Origin of the sequence: Acinetobacter sp. WC-323 (assembly GCF_000314615.1) — a bacterium.
Classification (GTDB): Bacteria; Pseudomonadota; Gammaproteobacteria; order Pseudomonadales; family Moraxellaceae; genus Acinetobacter; species Acinetobacter courvalinii.
This window is the reverse complement of sequence record NZ_AMZS01000035.1, coordinates 94,718-115,906: the sequence shown is the minus strand read 5'-3', so window position 1 is coordinate 115,906 and position 21,189 is coordinate 94,718. Positions and strand designations below refer to the sequence as shown.

The following is a 21,189-nucleotide window of genomic DNA, read 5'->3' as shown; positions in this document are numbered from 1 at the left end:
TCAAAATGAAAAAAGAGAACCCGAAGGTTCTCTTTTTATGCTAAAGCTTTAGGATTAGTAAATGATCTGGTTGTTATTTAACAGCGTATTCAGATCTGTTGTCACCCCTTCAAGTACCAACAATGGTGTATACGTACTGCTACCAAGGATACCAGGATCACCATTACGATCGATTTCAATCGTTGTATTACCACCACTTGTGGTTACACGGAGGTACTCGCCAATATTCAGTGCATTTTGATCACCATCCAACAGATGCTGGATATCGATCTTGTCTGCCTGATCATTGTAGTTCGCTGCACCAGTATTGGTGTTGCCAACAACAAAGTCTGTCCAGTGATCAACACCATTACCGCCTGTATTTGCACCATTACCCGCTGATGCCGCACTACCATTCAGGATTTGGAAGATCAAGGTATCTGATCCGGTTCCTGTAGTGAAGGTATCATTGGCAGTTGTACTGGTATAAAGCAGGTTGTAATCAGTATGGGTCAAATCAATATTCAAGGTAGAAGTCGACTCGACACCTGTTGCAGAAATGATCTTGTAGTCAATGCTATCCGCCGATGTTAAATGCGTAGTCACATTGACATCATTTGGACGGTATTCATAGGTACCATTGGCCTGCATGATCAGGATACCGTTACCGGTATTGATACTTTGTCCAATCGCATCGACATATGATCCAGCGACGCTATCCCACACCTGAAGTTTATAACCTTCATGTGTTGGAAGACCTGTATCCGCAACCCCACCAATATCATCTCCGAGTAACACGTTACCGTTAATCCATTCAGAGCTGTATTGATTCAGATGAATTGTGGTTGTGGTGACACTTGTATCCAAGGTAGTTGCGCCTAGGGATACGCCTTGTAAAGTGTATTGAACACGATACAGACCCGCTGCCAGATAATCGACATTGTCCTGGAAGGCCACACTGCCCGCCTGAATTGTTGCCAGACTACCCAAGGCAGTTTGTGAACCAGTGTAGATAGTATTGGTCCAGGTCACTCCACCATCAGTACTACGTTGAATCACGTAACTGACTGTTGGCAATAAACTCGCAAGTGGTTGAGCCGTATAAACTGCCGCCAGATCAATATTGGCCACTGTTCCGGCCGCTACCGTAAAGCTATTTGAAGTCACCGAAGTTGAACCAATGAGATTGACCGTAATATTCGGACTATCGACATCAACAGCTGCATCTCTGCTATTCGAGAAGTCTGTTGTTGCCACTGCATTGTCTGCATTGGCTGTGAATTGAACCACACCATCATTGCCAGGGTTGACTGTATCCCAAACCACAGTTGCATCAGGTGAACCGACCTGGATATGCAATTGCGCCGTATCGGTCGCACCAGTCAGTACATCACGGATGGTATAGGTAAATGTATCGACTTTGCCCACCGCACTCAAATCAGTGGTGTTCGGTGTATAGGTATACGAACCGTTAGCAGAGATCACCAAGGTACCGTAAGCCCCAACGATGGTTGTGTTGGTTCCGATGGTTTCAGTTGGCGCCCCAGCAACTTCTGAAATGACTGTTGAAACCTGTGTAGTCAAGGTAATTGAATCACCTGTTAACACATTGCCTTCAGCCTCAATCGCTGTATTGGTCGGTGCAACGGTATAGTCGAAATCATCTTTCACTACACTCATGGTACCCAAGATACCGACGCCCACACCGGTGTAGACCATGAAGGCACGATATTCGCCCTGACCTAGATCAGGTACTGTTACACCAATACCACCACTACCTAATAAACCGATGTTGAGTAAGCCTGTGCTTGAACCGCCATCAATGTTATGCCAGGTTCCATCTGCTGCTTTTTCTTGCAGTACCACCTTGTAGTCATTGAATAATGACAGTGAAACTGTTGGTGCGTAAGAGAAGGTCACGTCCGCACCATGTCCAGCTGCAATATTAAATTTCACACTTGGTGTACCCAGTAATGAAAGGTTGAGGTTCTCAGACACACCCACCAGTAACAGATAACTTGCTGAACCGACGGCAACACCCAACTGACCTTGTGGAACGACATCGATACCCGCAGACACCACATCATCAATCGCATCTACAGGTGTAGCCACGATATCAGCTGGTTGTGAAGGATCCGCCGGATTCCAGGTCATATCGACCGCATCGCTGTCAATATGGAAGTACAAAGTGGCTTGCGATGAATTCACACCATCCGTCAAGGTATAGGTAAATTGATCGACTTGGCCAACACCACTGGCATTGGCAGTTGGTTGATAGCTGTAATTACCATTGGCGTAGATCGACAAGGTACCGTAGTCACCGACAATGGTTGTGACACCCGTTGCATTTACTGTATGAGCCACACCATTGAATTCAACGCTGGTGATGCTACTGAAACCAGATGCAGTATCTGCATGTCCATTGAGACCAATGTCATGGATCACATTACCTTCTGCAGCTTCTACGCTGTAACCGGTGATGTTAGTTGCATCAAATACATCTTTCTGAACAGAAAGCGTACCGAGCAAGCTGACACCGATACCGCTACCCGCATAGGTCATGAAGGCTCTGTACTGACCTGCACCCAGACCCTCTAATGTCACTGAATTACCACCAAAGGCTGCAAGGCTGAGTAAATCAGCTTCGCCTGTACCATTTACGGCTACCCATTGATTGGTCGCAGTATCAAATTTCTGAACCACGAGTACATAGTCAGCAAGCAGGCTTGCGTCGATTAATGCACTGTAATTGAACGTCACATCGTTTAGGGTGTTGTCGGTTAAAGTAAAGCCAACACCTTGTCCACCCAACTGGAAGTCAAAGTTCTCGGTTAAGCTTAATAACGCTAGATATAAGTAACTACCAGCTGCAACATCGTTACCAATTTGCAGATATTCCGGATTAATCTCGGCAACTGCAAGGTCATCAACTGCAATCACTGGCGTACTGTTGCCAATGGTGAAGTCCAGACTTGCACTTGAGGTATTGCCACCCAAAGGATCTGACAAGGTATAAGTGAAGTGATCCACCAGACCTAGATTTGCATTGGTATTATTCGGTGTATAGATATAATCGCCATTTGCAAATATTTGCAGTGTTCCGTATTGACCGACAATGGTTGCACCATTGGTGAGATCAACTGTGGTTGTCACACCATTGAACGTTACAGAACCCACAACTGTGTAGCCTGTGACTGAGTCGGCATTGGTACCCACACCTAGACCAGTAATCACGTTGCCTTCTACTGCAACACCTGTGTAATCCACTTGTGTCGGATCAAAGACATCCATGCTACCTGTCAATGTGCCCAGGATACTCTTACCATATAGACCGTTATAGGTCATGAAGGCACGGTATTGTCCTTCTTCCAGACCTTCAAGAACCACTCCCGGAGTTGCATTCAAGCCGATACCTAACACGCTAAGGTTAAGTAAAGATGCTTCACTGCTACCAGTAATTGATTCCCAACGGTTTGTGACCGTATTGAATTTCTGTACAACAAGCTGGTAATCGCCCAATGCGCCTTCATTAATCAGACTGCTGTATTTGAAGGTCGCTGTACCTTGCTCACCCGCCGCCACATTGAAGTTCACTGTGCTGTTCACGAATGGTAAAGGTGCTTGGAGGTTGATACCTGCCAACGATAGCAATGCAAGGTAAGTTGCGCTGCCCAGTGCACGATCATCTTCAATAAGATGCGGTTGCGCACTAATTCCAGCATTCACGGCATCGTCTGCTGCAATAATGGTTACGGTTGCAGGTTCTGATGGATCCGCTGGGTTCCAGTTCATATCGACAACTTTACTGTCAAGGTGAACATAGAAGGTCGCTTGTGAAATGGTACCTGATGCCGGATCGCGTAAGGTATAGGTAAATTCATCAACCTGTCCTAAACCAGCACTGTCAGGATTTGGTGTATAGGTATAGTCACCATTTGGATAGATCACCAAGGTACCGTGAGCGCCTGGCACCGTGGTTGGAGAGCCTGTGATGGCCACACCGTTAATTTCACTGATGACACTATTTGGTGTAGCAATGTCGATTGCACCATTGGTATTTGGATCAGAGATCAGGTTACCGTGTGCTGCAACAACATCGTATCCAGTGATCACCGCAGGGTTGTAGAGATCAACCTCACCGTTCAGGGTAACACCGACTGCACCACCGACCAGACCATTGAACGACAAGAACGCTCGATATTCGCCTTCGGTCAAGCCCGCAATTTGCGCGGTTGGTGTGTTACCTAATAAGGTCAGATTCAATAATGAACGGTCACCTGTACCATTCACCGCTTCCCATTGACCGGTTACTTCATTGTATTTTTGCAATACAACATTGTAGTTACCGAGTGCCGATGCGCCAATCAGACTATTGAAGCTAAAGGTTGCAACACCTTCCTGTCCAGCAGCGACATTGAAATCAACGGTATCCACAGTCAGCAATTGCAGGTCAACCAGATTTCCGACATTCAACAAGACACCATAGAATGCTGAATCTGTTTCTGTGCCCACCAATTGGTATTGTGGATTGATTTCCACTTCCACCAAGTTGTCCGCAGCACGGATTGAATCAAACACAATATTCAGATTGGCATTTGTGGTCGCGCCTGTGACCGGATCGGTCAAGGTATAGGTGAATTGATCTGTTTGACCCACCCCCGAGCCATTCGCGAACGGAACATAGGTATAACTACCATCTTGATGGAAGGTAATCGTTCCATATTGACCATCGAAGCTTTCACCATCGGCATCAATCGGATGACCATTTACAGCAGAGACAATCGTGGTCGATGTAATTTGATCGACTTGTCCGTTTGGATCTGGATCAAGGATCACGTTACCTTCGGCATTACCGACTTCGTATCCGCCAGGGATCGATAGATCATAATCATCCATCGTTGCAGACAAGGTACCCAAGACACCTACACCTAATAAGCCATCGTAAGTCAGGAAGCCACGGTATTGACCCGCTTCTAAACCTTCAAGTACGACACCCGGAACATTACCGATACCAAGACCGAGTAAGTGCAAGCTAAGCAATGAAGCATCGCTATCGCCGTGGATAGATTCCCACTGATTGGTTGTGGTATTAAATTTTTGTACCACTAATTTATAGTCTGACAACAATGCAGCATCAATTAAGCCACTGTATTGGAAGGTCACTGTACCCTCATGCCCAGTCTGTACATCAAAGCCGATTGAGTTACCACCAAGTTGGGGTCAGTCGCAATAACTTTGATCGTATCGCCATCTTTTAAACCGCCCGGATTTGGTACGGTCCATTCACCTGTGGTTGGATCGGTAGGAACCTGAACAGTGCTGCCATCCGGGAAGGTCACCGTCACGGTTGAACCCGGTTCTGCAGTACCTTTGATTGGATCGGTACCATTGATTGGGTCAATCTCTGGCACAGCTGGTGCAGTCACATCCACGTTATAAGTTTGTGTATCCGTAACGTTGCTGCTATTGCCTGCTGCATCAATGAAAGTCACTTTAGCATCAATGGTTTTATCGCCATCTGCCAGCAAGTCACTACCTGCCACATCAGCAGTCCATTTACCAGTTGCTGGATCTACCGTTGCTGTATAGATCACACCATTAATCACAAGCGTCACAACAGTGCTCGCAGCATCTGCTGGCACACCTGTTAATTTACCTGTAATTGTGACAGTCGACGTTGACTCTGCTGCATTGAGGACATTATCTGCTGTGACCGGATCAACGCTAAACTCAACGTTACTTGTATTCGGTGGAGTAAGGTCTACAGTTTCTGTGCCCGGTGCAGATGGGTTACCTGCTGGGTCAGTCGCAATAACTTTGATCGTATCGCCATCTTTTAAACCGCCCGGATTTGGTACGGTCCATTCACCTGTAGTTGGATCCGTTTCAACATCAACCGTTGATCCATCAGGGAAGGTCACCGTCACGGTTGAACCCGGTTCTGCAGTACCTTTGATTGGATCGGTACCATTGATTGGGTCAATTTCTGGTACCGCTGGTGCAGTCACATCCACGTTATAAGTTTGTGTATCCGTAACGTTGCTGCTATTGCCTGCGGCATCAGTGAAAGTCGCTTTCGCATCAATGGTCTTATCGCTATCTGCCAGCAAGTCACTACCTGCCACATCAGCCGTCCATTTACCAGTTGCTGGATCTACAGTTGCGGTATAGGTCACGCCATTAATCACAAGTGTAACAACGGTCGTAGCTGCATCTGCAGGAATACCGGTTAAAGTACCGGTCACCTTCACAGTCGAAGTTGACTCTGCTGCGTTCAATACGTTGTCTGCAGTTACCGCATCAATCGCAAGGGTTGCACCGGTATTGTCTGGTGCTGTGGTATCCACTGTATAGACCTGGGTATCGGTCACGTTGCTGCTATTGCCTGCAGCATCAGTGAACGTCACTTTTGCATCAATGGTCTTATCGCTATCTGCCAGCAAGTCACTACCTGCGACATCTGCGCTCCATTTTCCTGTTGCTGTATCTACAGTTGCCGTATAAGTCTTACCATTAATGACGAGTGTCACGACTGTGCTTGCTGCATCAGCAGGGATACCGGTCAAAGTACCGGTAATTTTCACAGTCGAAGTGGATTCTGCCGCATTCAAAACGTTGTCTGCGGTCACTGGATCTACATTAAATTGAACACCATCTGTATCTGGTGGTGTGCTATCAATAACCACGGTTTCTGAGCCCGGTGCAGATGGGTTACCCGCTGGGTCAGTCGCAATAACTTTAATCGTATCGCCATCTTTTAAACCGCCCGGGTTTGGTACGGTCCATTCACCTGTAGTTGGATCAGTAGGAACCTGAACGGTACTGCCATCAGGGAAGGTCACAGTCACGGTTGAACCAGGTTCTGCTGTCCCCGTGATCGGATCTTTGCCATTAATTGGATCAATTTCTGGTACAGCTGGTGCAGTCACATCTACGTTATAAGTTTGTGTATCCGTAACGTTACTGCTATTGCCTGCCGCATCGGTGAAAGTCACTTTTGCATCAATGGTTTTGTCACTATCAGCCAGTAGATCACTACCTGCCACATCAGCAGTCCATTTACCAGTTGCCGGATCTACCGTTGCCGTATAAGTCTTACCATTAATGACGAGTGTCACCACTGTGTTTGCTGCATCAGCAGGGATACCGGTTAAGGTACCAGTCACCTTGACGGTCGATGCTGATTCTGCCGCGTTCAGGACATTATCCGCAGTCACCGGATCTACATTAAATTTAACTGCACCAGTGTCTGGTGGTGTAGTGTCTGGATTATTACCATTATTATTATCGCGCCCATGACTATCGCTGCCGCCACTTGCTGCTGCAATAATACCGCCAGCCACTAAAGGAACAGCCCACAACCATGGATTCATACCACCGTCATGGTAAAGCAAAGGTTCTACAGACTGAATCGGTTGATAGACCACATCTGAAACAGGAACCTCAGGAGCAGCCTCTGGCACAACCGCTGGCGTTTCTTCTAAGTATACCGCTCCTTCCGTGTCTGCATCTGCATCTGCATCTGCGTCACTATCTGCATCCGCATCATTTTCGGCATCTTTAAAACGTGCCCAAATGAGTTGACCATCTTCGCCTTGAAAAACCAGGCTGTTATCCAGATTCGCCCCTTCATTAAAGAAGTTTTGAATAACAATTGTTTCTCCGTTTTTCAGTAAAATAACGGCATTAGAACCATCTCTTTTTACTGTTGAGATATCGTTGACAGGGATCTTAACCAGAACCACCGTGGCCTCAGATGGTAAAGTCGCTGTTTTTTCCGTCGTATTTGCAAGGGTTTTATGACTTTCCTTGGAAATAATTTGTATTTCAGACATGATTATATTCCTCAATTATATATTATTAATTTCAAATCAATTTCTAATGACGTTATTACTGAAGTTAAAATTATTTTTTCAAGTGATAGAGTTCACGACACTACTTTAAATTAAACCGAATAAATGTTAAATAGCTCACAAAACAAAGAAAATAAACTTACATTGAAATAAATTATAACACTTACACAAATACATGTTTTACAACAACAAAAAAAATAAAAATTACTTTAAAAAATAAAAAAATTACACTTTTAAACAAATAAATTTACAAAGAAATAATGAGTTCCTAAAAAGTATTTTAATTAAATTAAACAAACTTTTTAAATATATTATTTAAATTAAAATAAAAGCTTTTTCCACACTTTAATTAAACTAAACACACCATTTAACGATTTTGTTAACTAAAAACAAAAAAGCCTTTTCATTATAAAAAGGCTTTTTTTAACAAAAGAAAAAAATATACGATTAAAAATTATCAGGATTTTCCAAGCGTTTGACCTCTTCCCGTTTACTTGGGTGATGCATGGTGGCGACCCCGTCCTCGGTTTTCTGATCCAGTAAAATTTCAGGGTTATAGATGGTAATCGTCTCTCGCCCTAAAGCATCCTCACCAATAATATATTTAAAACCACGGCGGTTCATCTTGTTACACATGCGTTGATAGAAGCCTTTTAAGCCTTCTTTCTCTTCATTTGGATTGTAGTAGAACGCATTCATCACCGCAGGCAAACCAAGACCACATACCACTCCGGATAGCAACACACTGATAAAGGTATAACCAATCAGGATACTGCTGTATGGGCTAAGCTGAGGAATGTTGGCCACAGCCAGGATCAAGGCCAGTGAAATACCACCACGTACCCCTCCCCAGGATAGAATCGCTAAACTGCCGTTATAGCTTTTTTTACGGAAAGATGGGAATAAGGCAAAAGAAGCAAAGTTGGCCGCAAAACGGGACAGATGCAGGATAATAAAGGCAATAATCCCGCCAATAATCAGGTTAGCACTCAGATCAAGAATAAAGAGTTCCAGACCAATCAGGGTAAATAAGAAGGAGTTGATAATGCCTTCAACCGTATGCCAGAAGTGATTCACTTCACGTATTTCACGCTGTTCACGAATCTCTTGCCATTTGTTGCCGACAATCAGACCGCCAATGACACAAGCGATCGGCGCTGATGCATGAGCAAATAATGCGACCAGATAAGAACCACTGGCCAGCAAGGCTGTGGTTAAGATTAATGACTCCATCTCGTGTTTACCGCGTAATAAACGCAAGATTGCAAAACCGAATCCAAAACCAATGATCACCGCGACAAAGATTTCATAAAGTAAGGTTTCGACGGTTGCCAATAATGAAAAATGCTCACCTTGTAGCACTTTTAATAAAGTCATAAATAAGGCAATACACATGGCATCATTAAATAAAGACTCACCTTCCAGCTTTACCATGAGATGATGGGGCGCACGAATTGAACTGAGTACACCTTTAACACCAATAGGATCTGTCGCCCCAAGCGCTGCGCCTAATAACAATAAAACGCCAATCGGGACCGGATAACCAACCAGCCATTGAAATAAATACAATAAACCTGCATAAAATCCAGCACATAGCACCAATGCAATCGTGGCTAAAATACCGATAGGTTTCCAGTAGTTTTTTAAATCTGAAATTTTAAACTTAAGAGCTGAAGAGGTTAAAATGAAACAAATCACACCATTAATTAAAAAATCATAAAAATCAATATTTCTTACAGCAGCTTCAATATTATGAATATTAATGGTAATAAACTGGTTACCATTTAACAGGCTTGCGCCCCACTGTAAAATAAAGACAAAAATCGCAGAAACAATCGGAACCCCAATCGCCTGAGGAAAACCCAGTATTCGTTTATTAAAAATGGTGGTGGCAATGGATAATGCAAAAATTACCGTTAATGCTTGTAAAAGAAAAAAATTACCCATATGACCTCTTTATTTATTTCAATCTTCAACACATACAATTTATTTAAACTTTAAAATTAACCCTAAAGTGCAATTCAAAAGTCTATTGTTTTTTATGATTGAATAAAGAATGAAGGTCTATGCTGCAGTTTGGCTCACTAATTATTTAATTTTATTTACAAATGATTCAGTACAGTAATAAACCTATCATCCTCAACTCAGCATAGACATGTTATTTTACGTTAATTCTGCTTAGGCTTCGTATATCTTCCGTATAAAAATCAAGGACAAAAAACCGCCGGGGCTGATCACTTAAAAGTATTACATTGGTTGACATCACCCGATTTCAAACCGGTCTGAAACCACTGCATACGCTGTTCACTGGTACCATGAGTAAAACTATCAGGCACAACCTGTCCTGTGGCACGACGCTGCAAATAGTCATCACCAATTTTTTCAGCAGCATCCATCGCTTCTTCAATATCCCCTTGCTCAAGGAATTGGGTGCGCTGCTGATTTTGATGCGCCCAGATACCGGCAAAACAGTCGGCCTGTAATTCCAGACGAACAGAGAGTTGATTGCCCTGTGCCTGACTCGCCTGAGCACGTGCTTGCTGTACCTGATCTGAAATTCCCAACAGATTCTGGATATGATGTCCCACCTCATGTGCAATTACATAAGCTTGGGCAAAATCCCCGGCCTGATCCTGACGGGAAAGCTCGGTCTGGTTCTGCTCACCAGAGATGCCCATCTGTTGACGCATATCCTTAAAGAAAGAGGTATCAATATAGACCTTTTGATCTGCCGGACAATAGAACGGTCCCATCGCGGCTTGTGCAGTCCCGCAACCTGATCGGACCACACCACTAAACAGCACCAGACGAGGTGGCTTATAAGTCATTCCCAATTGCTGGAAAATCGGCGTCCAGGTGTCTTCTGTATCTGCCAGTACCGTACCGACAAAATCACTGGCTTCTTTTTGTTCAGCGGTCAAACTTTGCGGTGCACTGCCCTGTTGAGACGATTGTGCCGTGACGGCTTGCGTGGCCTGATAGGCTTGTTGTGGATCGACACCAAAGAACTTCCAGGCCACAAAAGCCACCACCAGACCCAATATACTGATACCACCTGCTTTAGCTCCGCCACCACCACGACGGTCTTCAACATTGGTACTGACTCGACGACCTTTCCAACGCATAACTACCTCACATTATTCTGATGATGACGATTCAGGCTTAAGTTGATGCCTTTGGCCAAACTTTCTGAATCAGACTGATAATAAGCAATACAATTGCGCCCGCCACCAGACCAATTCCAAGATTGATCAAAGTCGGCGTCAATGCGCCAATGATTGAACCCACATTTGGAATCAGCTCTAAATGGTCAACGGTTTCTTCGGTAAAATGATGCAGTAAAGGAATGGTATGCGAAATAATACCGCCACCGACTAAAAACATGGCAATTGTCCCGACAATTGACAGTGTTTTCATCAAAACTGGAGCAAAAGCAAGTAAACCACGTCCTATTTTATTTTTAAACTCAGAAGCCTGCTGGGTTAAATATAAACCTAAATCGTCAATTTTAACGATCATTGCAACCAGACCATACACCCCGACCGTCATGACAATTGCAATAATACTTAATACTGTCACTTTAGTCATAAACGCTGCTGTTGCAACTGTACCTAACGAAATCACCACAATTTCAGCAGATAAGATAAAGTCGGTCCGAATCGCCCCTTTGACTTTTTCCTTTTCAAACTTGGCCAGATCAACTTCGACATGTTGTAAATCTTCACTCGCCTCTTCTTTGGTTTTGGCTTTTTTATGTTTCAAGGTATGAACGACTTTTTCGACACCTTCATAACAGAGAAACAAGCCGCCAATCATCAACAAAGGATTAATCAGCCACGGCGCAACCACACTGATAAGCAGTGCCAATGGTACGAGGATTAACTTATTAACAAATGATCCTTTGGCAACACTCCACACCACAGGCAGCTCTCGATCTGCACGTACGCCACTGACCTGTTGTGCATTCAGCGCCAGATCGTCGCCCAATACACCCGCAGTTTTTTTGGCTGCCATTTTGCTCATTACAGCAACATCATCCAGAATCGTCGCAATATCATCCAGTAATAATAATAAACCACTCGCCATTTTTAATTCCTCATTTGTATTTATGTCGCTATTGTAGATTCCCTCAGTATATTCACAATATTATTTTTCAGAAAAAGTTTCAGCAATCGCTGACGAAAAAAAATTATTTCCCGTACAATAATATCAATCTTATATTTATTAAATCACTGAATCTTGGAACATATCATGAGTAATATTGATCAACGTCCAATCATTTTGACAGGCGACCGTCCGACTGGACAACTTCATCTTGGACACTTTGTCGGTTCATTACGTTCTCGTGTAGGTCTACAAGACAGTCATCATCAACACCTGTTATTGGCTGATGCTCAGGCCATGACAGACAATGCCGATAACCCGGATAAAGTTCGCAACAACATTCTTCAAGTGGCACTCGACTATCTTGCTGTTGGGATTGACCCAAGCAAAACCACAATTTGTGTGCAATCTTGCTTACCTGCACTGAATGAATTGACCATGCTGTACCTTAACTACGTGACTGTTGCACGTTTAGAGCGTAACCCGACCATTAAATCCGAGATCCAGATGCGTGGTTTTGAGCGTGATATTCCAGCGGGCTTCCTGTGCTACCCGATTGCGCAAGCAGCAGACATCACGGCATTTAAAGCCACCGTTGTTCCTGTCGGCGAAGACCAGATTCCAATGATCGAGCAAACCAACGAAGTGGTTCGTCGTGTTAACCGTCAAATCGGTCATGACCTGTTACCAGAATGTAAAGCGTTGTTATCCAATATGGCACGTTTACCTGGTTTTGACGGTAAAGCAAAAATGTCTAAATCATTAGGCAATACCATTGTGCTGAATGCTTCTGACAAAGACATCAAGAAAGCTGTTAATGCCATGTATACCGATCCGAATCACTTACGTATTGAAGATCCAGGTCAGGTTGAAGGCAATATCGTATTCACTTATTTAGATGCTTTTGATCCAAATAAAGAAGAAGTGGAAGAATTAAAAGCGCATTATCGTCGTGGTGGTCTCGGTGATGGTACAGTGAAAAAACGTCTGGAAGGTGTACTTAAAGAACTGATTACACCAATCCGTGAACGTCGTGCCGAGTTAGAAAAAGATCCGGATTACATTATGGATGTACTTAAACAAGGCACTGAAAAATGCCGGATTATCACTCAACAGACACTTGATGAAGTCAAAGACGGCTTAGGATTATTTAAATTCTAATTTATGTTCTTATTCACATAAAAAGCCCGATTTCGGGCTTTTTTTAATATAAATGTTTGATTTAAGTTTGATTTTAGAACTTCCCGATAAAATATAAAACTAACACTTTTTGTCACTTATTAACATGTATTAACAGTTGTTAACATGAATACCGATGAACTTGGTCGGGATTTTAAATAAGATTGCGTTGTAGATTAGCAAACACTAATCTCATGACATTTCTCCTTTCAACCGAAACTGTTTTAAACAGATTCGTTGTTCAACGCAATGACAACCCCAATCATTGCGTTTTTTTTTCGCCTGTCATAATCTAAACAATTTAAGTTGAAATTCAACTGTATTAGTTTTATTCTTATAACTGTTTTATTTTTATAAAAAATTTATTAATTATCTCTAAAAGAAATAAGAGAAACGCTGATGATCTGGGATTTATTAACACATCCTTCTAATCTTATTTTTAGCATTGCCTTAATGCTATGTCTATTTATCGGTGTACTCGAATTCATCTTGCTGTTATTTGGCGGTAGTTCCAGTTTTCTGGAACAGTTTCTTCCTGATAGCCTGACTGATATTGACCATGCCGATGTTTCACTGGAACAGTCAGGAAATCTGTTTACCCAGCTTTTAGAATGGCTTTATCTGGGCAAAGTCCCGTTACTGATCTGGTTAATTATTTTCTTAACCCTGTATGCATTAACAGGCTTGATTATTCAGGATGTTTTTTTCCAGTTTACAGAACAATATGTATCGGCATGGATCATTGCGCCTGCCTGCCTGTTTTTGGCAATGCCACTGGTACGTTATAGCGCAGCACTGATTGCCAAGATTATTCCCAAAGATGAAACCACAGCCATTCGGCATGATGACCTGATTGGTCGTACCGCCCACATTATTTTAGGGGAAGCCAGACCAAACTCCCCTGCTCAGGCCAAAGTAAAAGACCAGTTTGGCCAGATGCATTACGTCTTGGTTGAACCCGAATTTGATATGGTTTTCCATCAAGGTCAGGACGTTATTTTAACGCAAAGAACCAAAATTGGCTTCCAAGCGATTGTTGCTTAGTTTTTATATTTATTACATGAGTGTGTTTAAATGTTGAGTTCAGCATTGACTGAAATTCTAATTATTACAGGTGTTATTTTTGCCGCACTGATTTTTATTGGTATTGTCATCGCGCGTCTTTATACCCGTTCCAGCAAAGAAGTCTCTTTCGTACGTACCGGTTTTGGTGGTGAAAAAGTCATTTTAAATGGAGGCGCTATCGTGCTTCCTGTTTTACATGAAATTATCCCGGTCAACATGAATACCTTACGCTTAGAAGTAAAGCGTGCCGCGGATCAGGCATTGATTACCCGTGACCGTATGCGTGTCGATGTCATGGCGGAATTTTATGTGCGTGTTAAACCGATTGCAGAATCCATTGCAACCGCGGCCCAGACCTTAGGCCGTAAAACCATGTCTCCACCAGAGTTAAAAGATCTGGTTGAAGGTAAATTTGTCGATTCACTACGTGCGGTGGCCGCTGAAATGGCCATGGAAGAGTTGCATGAGAAGCGTGTCGACTTTGTGCAAAAAGTTCAGCAAGTTGTTTCGGAAGATTTATCCAAGAATGGTCTGGAACTTGAAACCGTGTCTTTAACAGGTCTCGATCAAACCAGCTTTAAATTTTTTAATCCGCAAAATGCCTTCGATGCAGAAGGTTTAACCAAGCTGACTGAAACCATTGAAGACCGCCGTAAAAAGCGTAACGACATTGAGCAAGATGCTGACTTGGCGATCCGTGCCAAAAATCTTGAAGCTGAACGTGCCCGTCTTGGCATTTCACGTGAAGAAGAATATGCCAAGCTAGAACAGGAACGTGAAATTTCCATCCGTAAAGCCGAACAATTGGCTGAGATTGCCTCACAGGAAGCAGGCAAAAAACGTGAAGCTGAAGAAGCACGTATTGCGGCTGAACGTGAAGTGGAAATTAAACGGATTGCTTCTGCACGTGATGTCGAAAACGAGAATATTCAAAAAGCGCAATTAATCCAGAAAGCGCAGGTTGAACAGAAGAAAACCATTGAGCTGGCTGAACAGGATCGTGCCATTGCCATTGCTGAAAAATCCCGTGCCGAATCAGAAGCTAAGGCGCAGGCGGATAAAGCCCGTGCTGAAGCGGTAAAAGCAGAAGAAGAAGTTGTCACTGTCCGTGAAACCCAACGCGCTGAACGTCAAAAGGCGGTTGAACTGGTTGCAGCCAAACAGACTGCCGAGAAAGAAGCGATTGCCATTACCGTTGCTGCGGATGCGGGTAAAAAAGCCGCTGCCGATGAAGCAGAAGCCGTGCGTATTGCCGCAGAAGCGGACGCTGAGAAAATCCGCTTAAAAGCCAAAGGTGAAGCAGATGCGAAAGTGTTGCTGGCTCAAGCCCTAGAGAAACAATATCAAGTCGATGCGGAAGGTGCGCGTGCAGTCAATGAAGCAGCCAACACCCTTTCTGCGGAACAGGTTGAAATGCAGGTGCGTCTGGCCTTATTGAAGCATTTACCAGAAATTATCCGTGAAAGCGTCAAACCGATGGAAAATATTGATGACATCAAGATCTTGCAAGTCAATGGTTTAAATGGCTTCGCTGGCGCTTCTGCAACTTCCGGTGAAGCGGTTGAAAACGGTTCAACCTCATTATCGGATCAGGTGGTAAATAGTGCCTTACGCTACCGTTCACAAGCTCCATTAATTGATAGCCTGATGAATGAACTGGGCCTGCAAGGGGGCGACATCAATGGTTTGACCCAAGGTCTGAATAAACCCAAAGCAGAATAAGTCTGATATGAAATAAAAAAAGAGCCTATAGCAGGCTCTTTTTTTTTTATGGAATTGATTACTTATATACCACCGTCACTGTGGCTTGTGCATTGACACTTCCCGCAACGGCGGCAACATTATCTTTCTTATAATATTTTGCATAGAAATTTTTAGTTAGAGACGGATTTGCTCCAGATCCCAGCGTTCCGAACAGATATTCAGTATTATAGCTTATCGCATTATTATTCGATGCATCATATATCCGTATACCGACATTACTGGTGGCTGCATTACTATTGTTCAATACGTTGGTGTTATTGCCAACATTAGAATTGTCACTCATCGCAAAATAAAGTGCAGTACTGGCAAGCCCGGAACTGCATGTCGCCGTGATTGAAAAAGGGGTTTTCCCCCCTGCTTCGGTTCCGGTGCTGGACAAGGCACTGGTGGCAATGGTCGGCAAGGTCACAATCGGATTGTTTAAACTGCAGGTCTTGGTATTCGCCGGGGTCAGGGTCAATTGTATAAAACCGGACTGACTATCCTGATAACGGTTTGTTCCTTCGGTCAGATCCAGATAGACCTTGCCTAAATCAAGCTGCACCGCTGCTGTACTCTCCGTCAAGGCCGCAGTGAAATAGAACTTTAAATTGACAATATTGACACCTTGCGTGGCGGACTCGCCTGTGGCATTGCTATATAAACTAATGGTTTTGGCTAAAGCTAAGACTGGCTTCCCCGCCTTGGTATCCTGAACCTGAAACGTCACATAGCCATATTGATTGAAATAAGGACTGCTACTGTTAACGATCTTGTAATAGGTTGTACCGGCATAACTCACCGACTGATCAAAGTTGACATGACTGCCCACCGTAGTGAAAGAAGAGGTTTTTCGGTCTGCAAAATTATCAGGAACCTTATTCGAACAATTCACCAAAGAGTAAGCAGGAATAGAAGTCGCAAAATTGGTGGCCAAGGTCCAGTTAGAGTTTGAACCGGTGATACTGCTGGTATTGCTTGCCAAAGGCTGAGATGGTGTAGAGTTACACACGCCTGTATCGGTTGCATGGAGCTGTTGCACTGAAACAATCGCTAAAACAGTCCATAAGAGCGTAATTGCATATCTGTTCTGCATGTTATTTACACTCCACATCTATCATCTGTATCCGTTTCGTTTGCTTATTCTGCGGAATCATTTTCTCTGGTGCGGCAATACGGCAAGCATAGGATTCATTCATGCCCCATTGCACATAGAGATCTTGTTTTAATAATTGCGCTTTTTCTATAAATAGCTGATTTGACTGGCCAAACATGCCTGCAACTTGCCCCGCCTGATTCACTGCCTGCACCCCGATCGGGATCTGCTGGTGTTCACCCTTAACCTGTACATTTAATAAAATATTTGAGCTTTGCTCGACATCAAATTTGATCAAGGTTGAACTATAACGGCGTGGAATGACTTCCGCCTGATTCGCAGTTAAATTCACATCCAGAGGCAAATGCTTGGTATCTAAACGGATGGTGTTGGCTTCATAAGGAGAAACATTGGCATAAATTGCATTACCCCAATAGTCAACTTTACTGCCCCAGGCATTCATCACATCAGCGCCATGCGCACCCTTTGCATGAACAATGGTAAACGTGTCCGATAAATTATTGGTTGCGGTAATTCCATAAGGATGAGCGACAACCGCACCTTTGGCACTGAAACCATATTGGGTCTGGTCATCACTCCAGCCCGTCACAGCGCCTAGTTGTACTTGAGCTAAGCTGTAATTGATATTGGCTGAAACAGCAGAATTATTTTTTCCATTGTTCCAGTTCTGGGTCGTGGTTAAGCCATAATTGAATTGATTGTTTTCCCCTAATGTTCCAGTGAAACCCACATTCGCTGTGGTTGGATGGCCGACGTTATCTGCATATTGTATATTAGAATACAGATTGGCCTGCTTTTTACGCCACTCTAAAGGTAAAGACAAGCTCAGATAAACCTTATTTTCTTTTCCAGCATCATTTAACTGATTATTATTTTGACTATAACCGATAGAATAGCTCAATCTATTCCAGCGATTACTATAGTTAATACTATATTGCACATAGTCTTTATTGGTATTCCAGTATTTATTTTGGGTGGCATTTAAATAAACAGAGCCCAAACCCTCTTTAAAATTTTGATAAAGTGAAATGTTAAATTGCTGTTTTAATAAATAGGTAAGAAAAAGACTATCGATTTCAGCTTGATTCAAATCATTAAAATTTCGTAAAGACATCGTATTACTTAATGTCATGTATTCCCGATCTTGATATTGTGCTGAAACGTTCAGAAAAGTATTCAGCGGACTATAGCTATATTGATAAGCAGCTTTATATTTCCATCCGGCATAGTCATTTTTTGCTAAGCTCGCATTTGTTTTTTCCGCATCAAATCTTAGTCCGCCCAGCCTTGTATTTTGGCCAAAACCGAATAAATAGCTTTGAAAATCATGACTGAGATTGCTGCCAAGATATAAGCTGGAATAATTGCTTAGGCCATATTCGGCACTGAGTTGACCCAGATAATCCTCTGAGGTTTTATTGTTGATTTTGTATTGACCTGAGGCAATGCTGTAGTTTAACTGTCCCATTCGAACAAGGTTCATATTCCCTTGCATCGGCACAATAAAGCTATGTTTTTCCCCACCATTTTCAGTGACCTGAACAGTTAAATCACCATTATTATTGACCGCTGTGAGATCATTAAACTCAAATTCACCTGCAGGTACGGTACGTTCGTAAATTTTCCGGCCATTCTGAAACACAGAAACCAATGCATTGGTGTTAGCCAAACCACGGATCAAAGGTGCATAGCTGCGCTGCGACATCGGCAACATACTAATATCGGAAGCAAGCTGTAAGCCGCGTATTTGCGCCGAGTCAATTGCATAAGTCTGGGTATTAAAGTCACCCATCTCTAGCCGTGCTTTCAGCGCAGGAATATCTGTAGACAATACATTCAGATAAGATTGATACCCGCCGAGCTGTGTTCCATTTGAGTCAAAACTTCCCGCATGACGAAAGTTAAAACGACTGAAATTGAATCCACCGGTTAAATTCAGATAATTGCTGCTGACTTGTTCTCGCTGATTCAATTTACTGGTGTAACGATTAAAATCGTAACCGAGATAAGCAGCAGTCACCCCCTGCTCAAATCGTTCAGGTGCAATATAACCTTCTGGTCGCTGATTAATGATGGCTAAAGGTAAAGAAATATCCAGAGTTAATGCCGACATATCCAGATCATAGTAGGCATCTGGATTGAGTTCTTTAATGGTCAAGCATGGTTTTTTAGGTAGCTTTTCCAAGACTTCTGGACGTAGATCCAGCCGTTTCAACAATTGCTCATCAATACATAGCACCGCCGTCAGCTCGGCATTCAAATGATCGAATTTAAGCGTAAGCTGACCCAATGAGCGATGATGATTAATACTGGTATTGAGTGAGTACACACCCGCAGCAACGCCATTGGTCTGGCGGAATGAAGCTAGATCAATGTCCTGATTGCGTCCGCCAAACAATGCACGTGCATCAAAGGTATAAATTCGATTATTTGATCCATCTCTCGCTTGCAATTTCTGATTTATATTTTCATTTTCTGCTGCGTAAGTAGCTTGCATGCATAAAAAAATAACGCTATATCCGAATGCATGCTTCATTTATTCTGCGCCATTGATGACGGCTTGATAAGCCTGATTTCCACCATAATCATTAATCAGTAAATAGCTAATATGCTGAGGCTTAAATTGAATTCCAGGTTTAAAACTTTCAGTAGAATAAGGCGCAACCATTAATGGATCAGCATAAACAACATTTTCTTTATCCGGATTCAAGCTCACATTATAAAAATTTATATAATAAGGTGATGGATTATTTACTATGATGCTTTTATTAATTTCATTATATTTAAAGGTGATATTTGCAAATGCTTTGTCTTGTGAGATTTTTAAATTAACAGGACGATAAAACAGTTTGATCCGTGAACGAATCGACACCTGTAATTTATTCTTTTCTGCGCTTTCTACCTGTTCAGCGGCTGGAATATCCAGAATATTAAACCAATATAAGCTTTCTCTATCCTGAGGCAAAGCCGTAGTATCTTTCGCAATTAAGCGCAGCATTTGTCCTTTATTTGCGGCAATTTGCGTTAATGGAGGCGTTAAGATAAACGGGATCTTATCCGCCTCCGGGATCTGATGCGGGTCACCATTGTCTAACCAGGCCTGAATCAATGCAGGACGATCATCAGGATTGCTCAATTGAACCGTGACCGTATTCTGGTTGGAAGGAAAAATAATACGCGTACCAGTAATCGTCACTCCTGCACATGTTGCTGTAGAGATCGAACTGAGCATTGCAATGCCAAAGGCAATCGATGAGATACGCATATTGTTATATTTCCCTGAACCAACCAAAATGAAACAACAATTATTTATAAATAATGCTGTAGCTTACTGATGACGTTACTGCACCGGCAGTGGTTGCAGCTGTCGCGAAATAACGTGCGAAATAGTTGAAGTCATTGCTGTTTGTACCAGCAGACACCCCTACACTGCTTGACTGGGTTGGTGCTGGTGCATTTACGTCAATCACGGTCTGGTTGTTGGTCAACAGTTGCACATCAACACCTGTCGCTGCGCCGGTGTTAATTAAACGACCTGCTGCATTCACTTTAGCCACTTCTGATTCGAAGTAAGGCGTTGCAATTAAGGTAGAGCTTGAAGGTCCAGATGCTGTACAACCTGTACCAGTTAAATTGATTTTAAATGCAGTGGTACCCGCAGTTGCATTTGCCGCACCTAAAGCAGCGGTATTAACCGTTGGTAAGGTTACAGAGGCAGATGCATTACCACTTCCCGCAACGTTGGCACTACAGGTTCCAGCAACCAGCTGACCCGTAAAAGTAATCACGCCAGTTGCAGCAAAAGTTGTCGATGTTGCGCATATAGCCAGGAGAGCAAGCCCTAAACTTAATTTTTTCATTTGAGAGTATCCATAAAAATTTGATTGATTTTTCATTACTTAGCTTCACCCCAAATTGTTTAAAATCTTTGTAAAAAAGCTATGCAATTCAGAAACAATAATATACATAAAAACAACACTTTCAATAAAAATTCGCAAACTATGTCACACTTTTACTGATTAATACACAACAATTCGAGTTTTGATTTTTTCATGATTTAAAACATCAACTTAAAAATACCAGAGATTAAAATCCCTGTTTTTTATGCTTTTCCTTTTTGGTCAGAAGGTGAATATTTTTGTCACTTTG

The 21,189-nt window shown here is 42.9% G+C and carries 11 protein-coding genes and 1 pseudogene; 3 read left to right on the top strand and 9 right to left on the bottom strand.

The annotated features are described in order from the left end of the window. Window positions 1-54: 54 nt before the first annotated feature. From ACINWC323_RS12085 to ACINWC323_RS12100, 5 genes and pseudogenes are all read right to left on the bottom strand, one after another. The gene (locus tag ACINWC323_RS12085; RefSeq protein ID WP_009511472.1) at window positions 55-5,142 is read right to left on the bottom strand and encodes a beta strand repeat-containing protein; all 5,088 of its coding nucleotides are present in this window, start codon (window positions 5,140-5,142) and stop codon (window positions 55-57) included. Between the two features lie 53 nt (window positions 5,143-5,195). Beyond that, window positions 5,196-7,814: pseudogene (locus tag ACINWC323_RS20535) on the bottom strand (Ig-like domain-containing protein); the annotation flags it as partial. Window positions 7,815-8,279: 465 nt separating this feature from the next. Further along, entirely contained in the window at window positions 8,280-9,779 is a 1,500-nt protein-coding gene (locus ACINWC323_RS12090; protein WP_005288466.1) for a cation:proton antiporter, read from the bottom strand. A gap of 287 nt (window positions 9,780-10,066) precedes the next feature. Next, the gene (gene ypfJ, locus ACINWC323_RS12095; RefSeq protein ID WP_005227116.1) at window positions 10,067-10,957 is read right to left on the bottom strand and encodes a KPN_02809 family neutral zinc metallopeptidase; all 891 of its coding nucleotides are present in this window, start codon (window positions 10,955-10,957) and stop codon (window positions 10,067-10,069) included. 37 nt (window positions 10,958-10,994) lie between these two features. Then, complete coding sequence (locus tag ACINWC323_RS12100) at window positions 10,995-11,918, bottom strand: DUF808 domain-containing protein (RefSeq protein ID WP_009510795.1); 924 nt, start codon at window positions 11,916-11,918, stop codon at window positions 10,995-10,997. A 165-nt stretch (window positions 11,919-12,083) separates the two neighbouring features. On the opposite strand from ACINWC323_RS12100, the gene trpS reads away from it, so the two are divergent. From trpS to ACINWC323_RS12115, 3 genes are all read left to right on the top strand, one after another. Further along, a complete protein-coding gene (trpS, locus tag ACINWC323_RS12105; RefSeq protein WP_005227112.1) occupies window positions 12,084-13,097 on the top strand; it encodes a tryptophan--tRNA ligase in 1,014 nt (337 codons plus the stop codon). A gap of 417 nt (window positions 13,098-13,514) precedes the next feature. After that, a complete protein-coding gene (locus tag ACINWC323_RS12110) occupies window positions 13,515-14,159 on the top strand; it encodes a YqiJ family protein (protein WP_005288468.1) in 645 nt (214 codons plus the stop codon). A 30-nt stretch (window positions 14,160-14,189) separates the two neighbouring features. After that, window positions 14,190-15,902: a flotillin family protein gene (locus ACINWC323_RS12115; protein ID WP_009511389.1), complete on the top strand. Its 1,713-nt coding sequence runs from the start codon at window positions 14,190-14,192 to the stop codon at window positions 15,900-15,902. A gap of 58 nt (window positions 15,903-15,960) precedes the next feature. On the opposite strand, the gene ACINWC323_RS12120 is transcribed toward ACINWC323_RS12115, so the two are convergent. From ACINWC323_RS12120 to ACINWC323_RS12135, 4 genes are read right to left on the bottom strand one after another with little or no spacing between them, the layout of a single operon-like run. Beyond that, on the bottom strand, window positions 15,961-17,019 hold the full coding sequence (locus tag ACINWC323_RS12120) for a fimbrial protein (protein ID WP_009510854.1): 1,059 nt from the start codon (window positions 17,017-17,019) through the stop codon (window positions 15,961-15,963). 1 nt (window position 17,020) lies between these two features. After that, complete coding sequence (locus ACINWC323_RS12125) at window positions 17,021-19,576, bottom strand: fimbria/pilus outer membrane usher protein (protein ID WP_009511382.1); 2,556 nt, start codon at window positions 19,574-19,576, stop codon at window positions 17,021-17,023. Next, the gene (locus ACINWC323_RS12130) at window positions 19,577-20,305 is read right to left on the bottom strand and encodes a fimbrial biogenesis chaperone (protein ID WP_009511278.1); all 729 of its coding nucleotides are present in this window, start codon (window positions 20,303-20,305) and stop codon (window positions 19,577-19,579) included. It lies immediately after the preceding gene. A 40-nt stretch (window positions 20,306-20,345) separates the two neighbouring features. Continuing rightward, on the bottom strand, window positions 20,346-20,900 hold the full coding sequence (locus ACINWC323_RS12135) for a fimbrial protein (RefSeq protein ID WP_009510823.1): 555 nt from the start codon (window positions 20,898-20,900) through the stop codon (window positions 20,346-20,348). Window positions 20,901-21,189 lie beyond the last annotated feature (289 nt).

What these genes read in the sequence shown, in the direction of transcription:
- ACINWC323_RS12090 (WP_005288466.1), bottom strand. Translation starts at nt 9,779, where the DNA reads ATGGGTAATTTTTTTCTTTTACAAGCATTAACGGTAATTTTTGCATTA.
- ypfJ (WP_005227116.1), bottom strand. Translation starts at nt 10,957, where the DNA reads ATGCGTTGGAAAGGTCGTCGAGTCAGTACCAATGTTGAAGACCGTCGT.
- ACINWC323_RS12100 (WP_009510795.1), bottom strand. Translation starts at nt 11,918, where the DNA reads ATGGCGAGTGGTTTATTATTATTACTGGATGATATTGCGACGATTCTG.
- trpS (WP_005227112.1), top strand. Translation starts at nt 12,084, where the DNA reads ATGAGTAATATTGATCAACGTCCAATCATTTTGACAGGCGACCGTCCG.
- ACINWC323_RS12110 (WP_005288468.1), top strand. Translation starts at nt 13,515, where the DNA reads ATGATCTGGGATTTATTAACACATCCTTCTAATCTTATTTTTAGCATT.
- ACINWC323_RS12115 (WP_009511389.1), top strand. Translation starts at nt 14,190, where the DNA reads ATGTTGAGTTCAGCATTGACTGAAATTCTAATTATTACAGGTGTTATT.
- ACINWC323_RS12120 (WP_009510854.1), bottom strand. Translation starts at nt 17,019, where the DNA reads ATGCAGAACAGATATGCAATTACGCTCTTATGGACTGTTTTAGCGATT.
- ACINWC323_RS12125 (WP_009511382.1), bottom strand. Translation starts at nt 19,576, where the DNA reads ATGAAGCATGCATTCGGATATAGCGTTATTTTTTTATGCATGCAAGCT.
- ACINWC323_RS12130 (WP_009511278.1), bottom strand. Translation starts at nt 20,305, where the DNA reads ATGCGTATCTCATCGATTGCCTTTGGCATTGCAATGCTCAGTTCGATC.
- ACINWC323_RS12135 (WP_009510823.1), bottom strand. Translation starts at nt 20,900, where the DNA reads ATGAAAAAATTAAGTTTAGGGCTTGCTCTCCTGGCTATATGCGCAACA.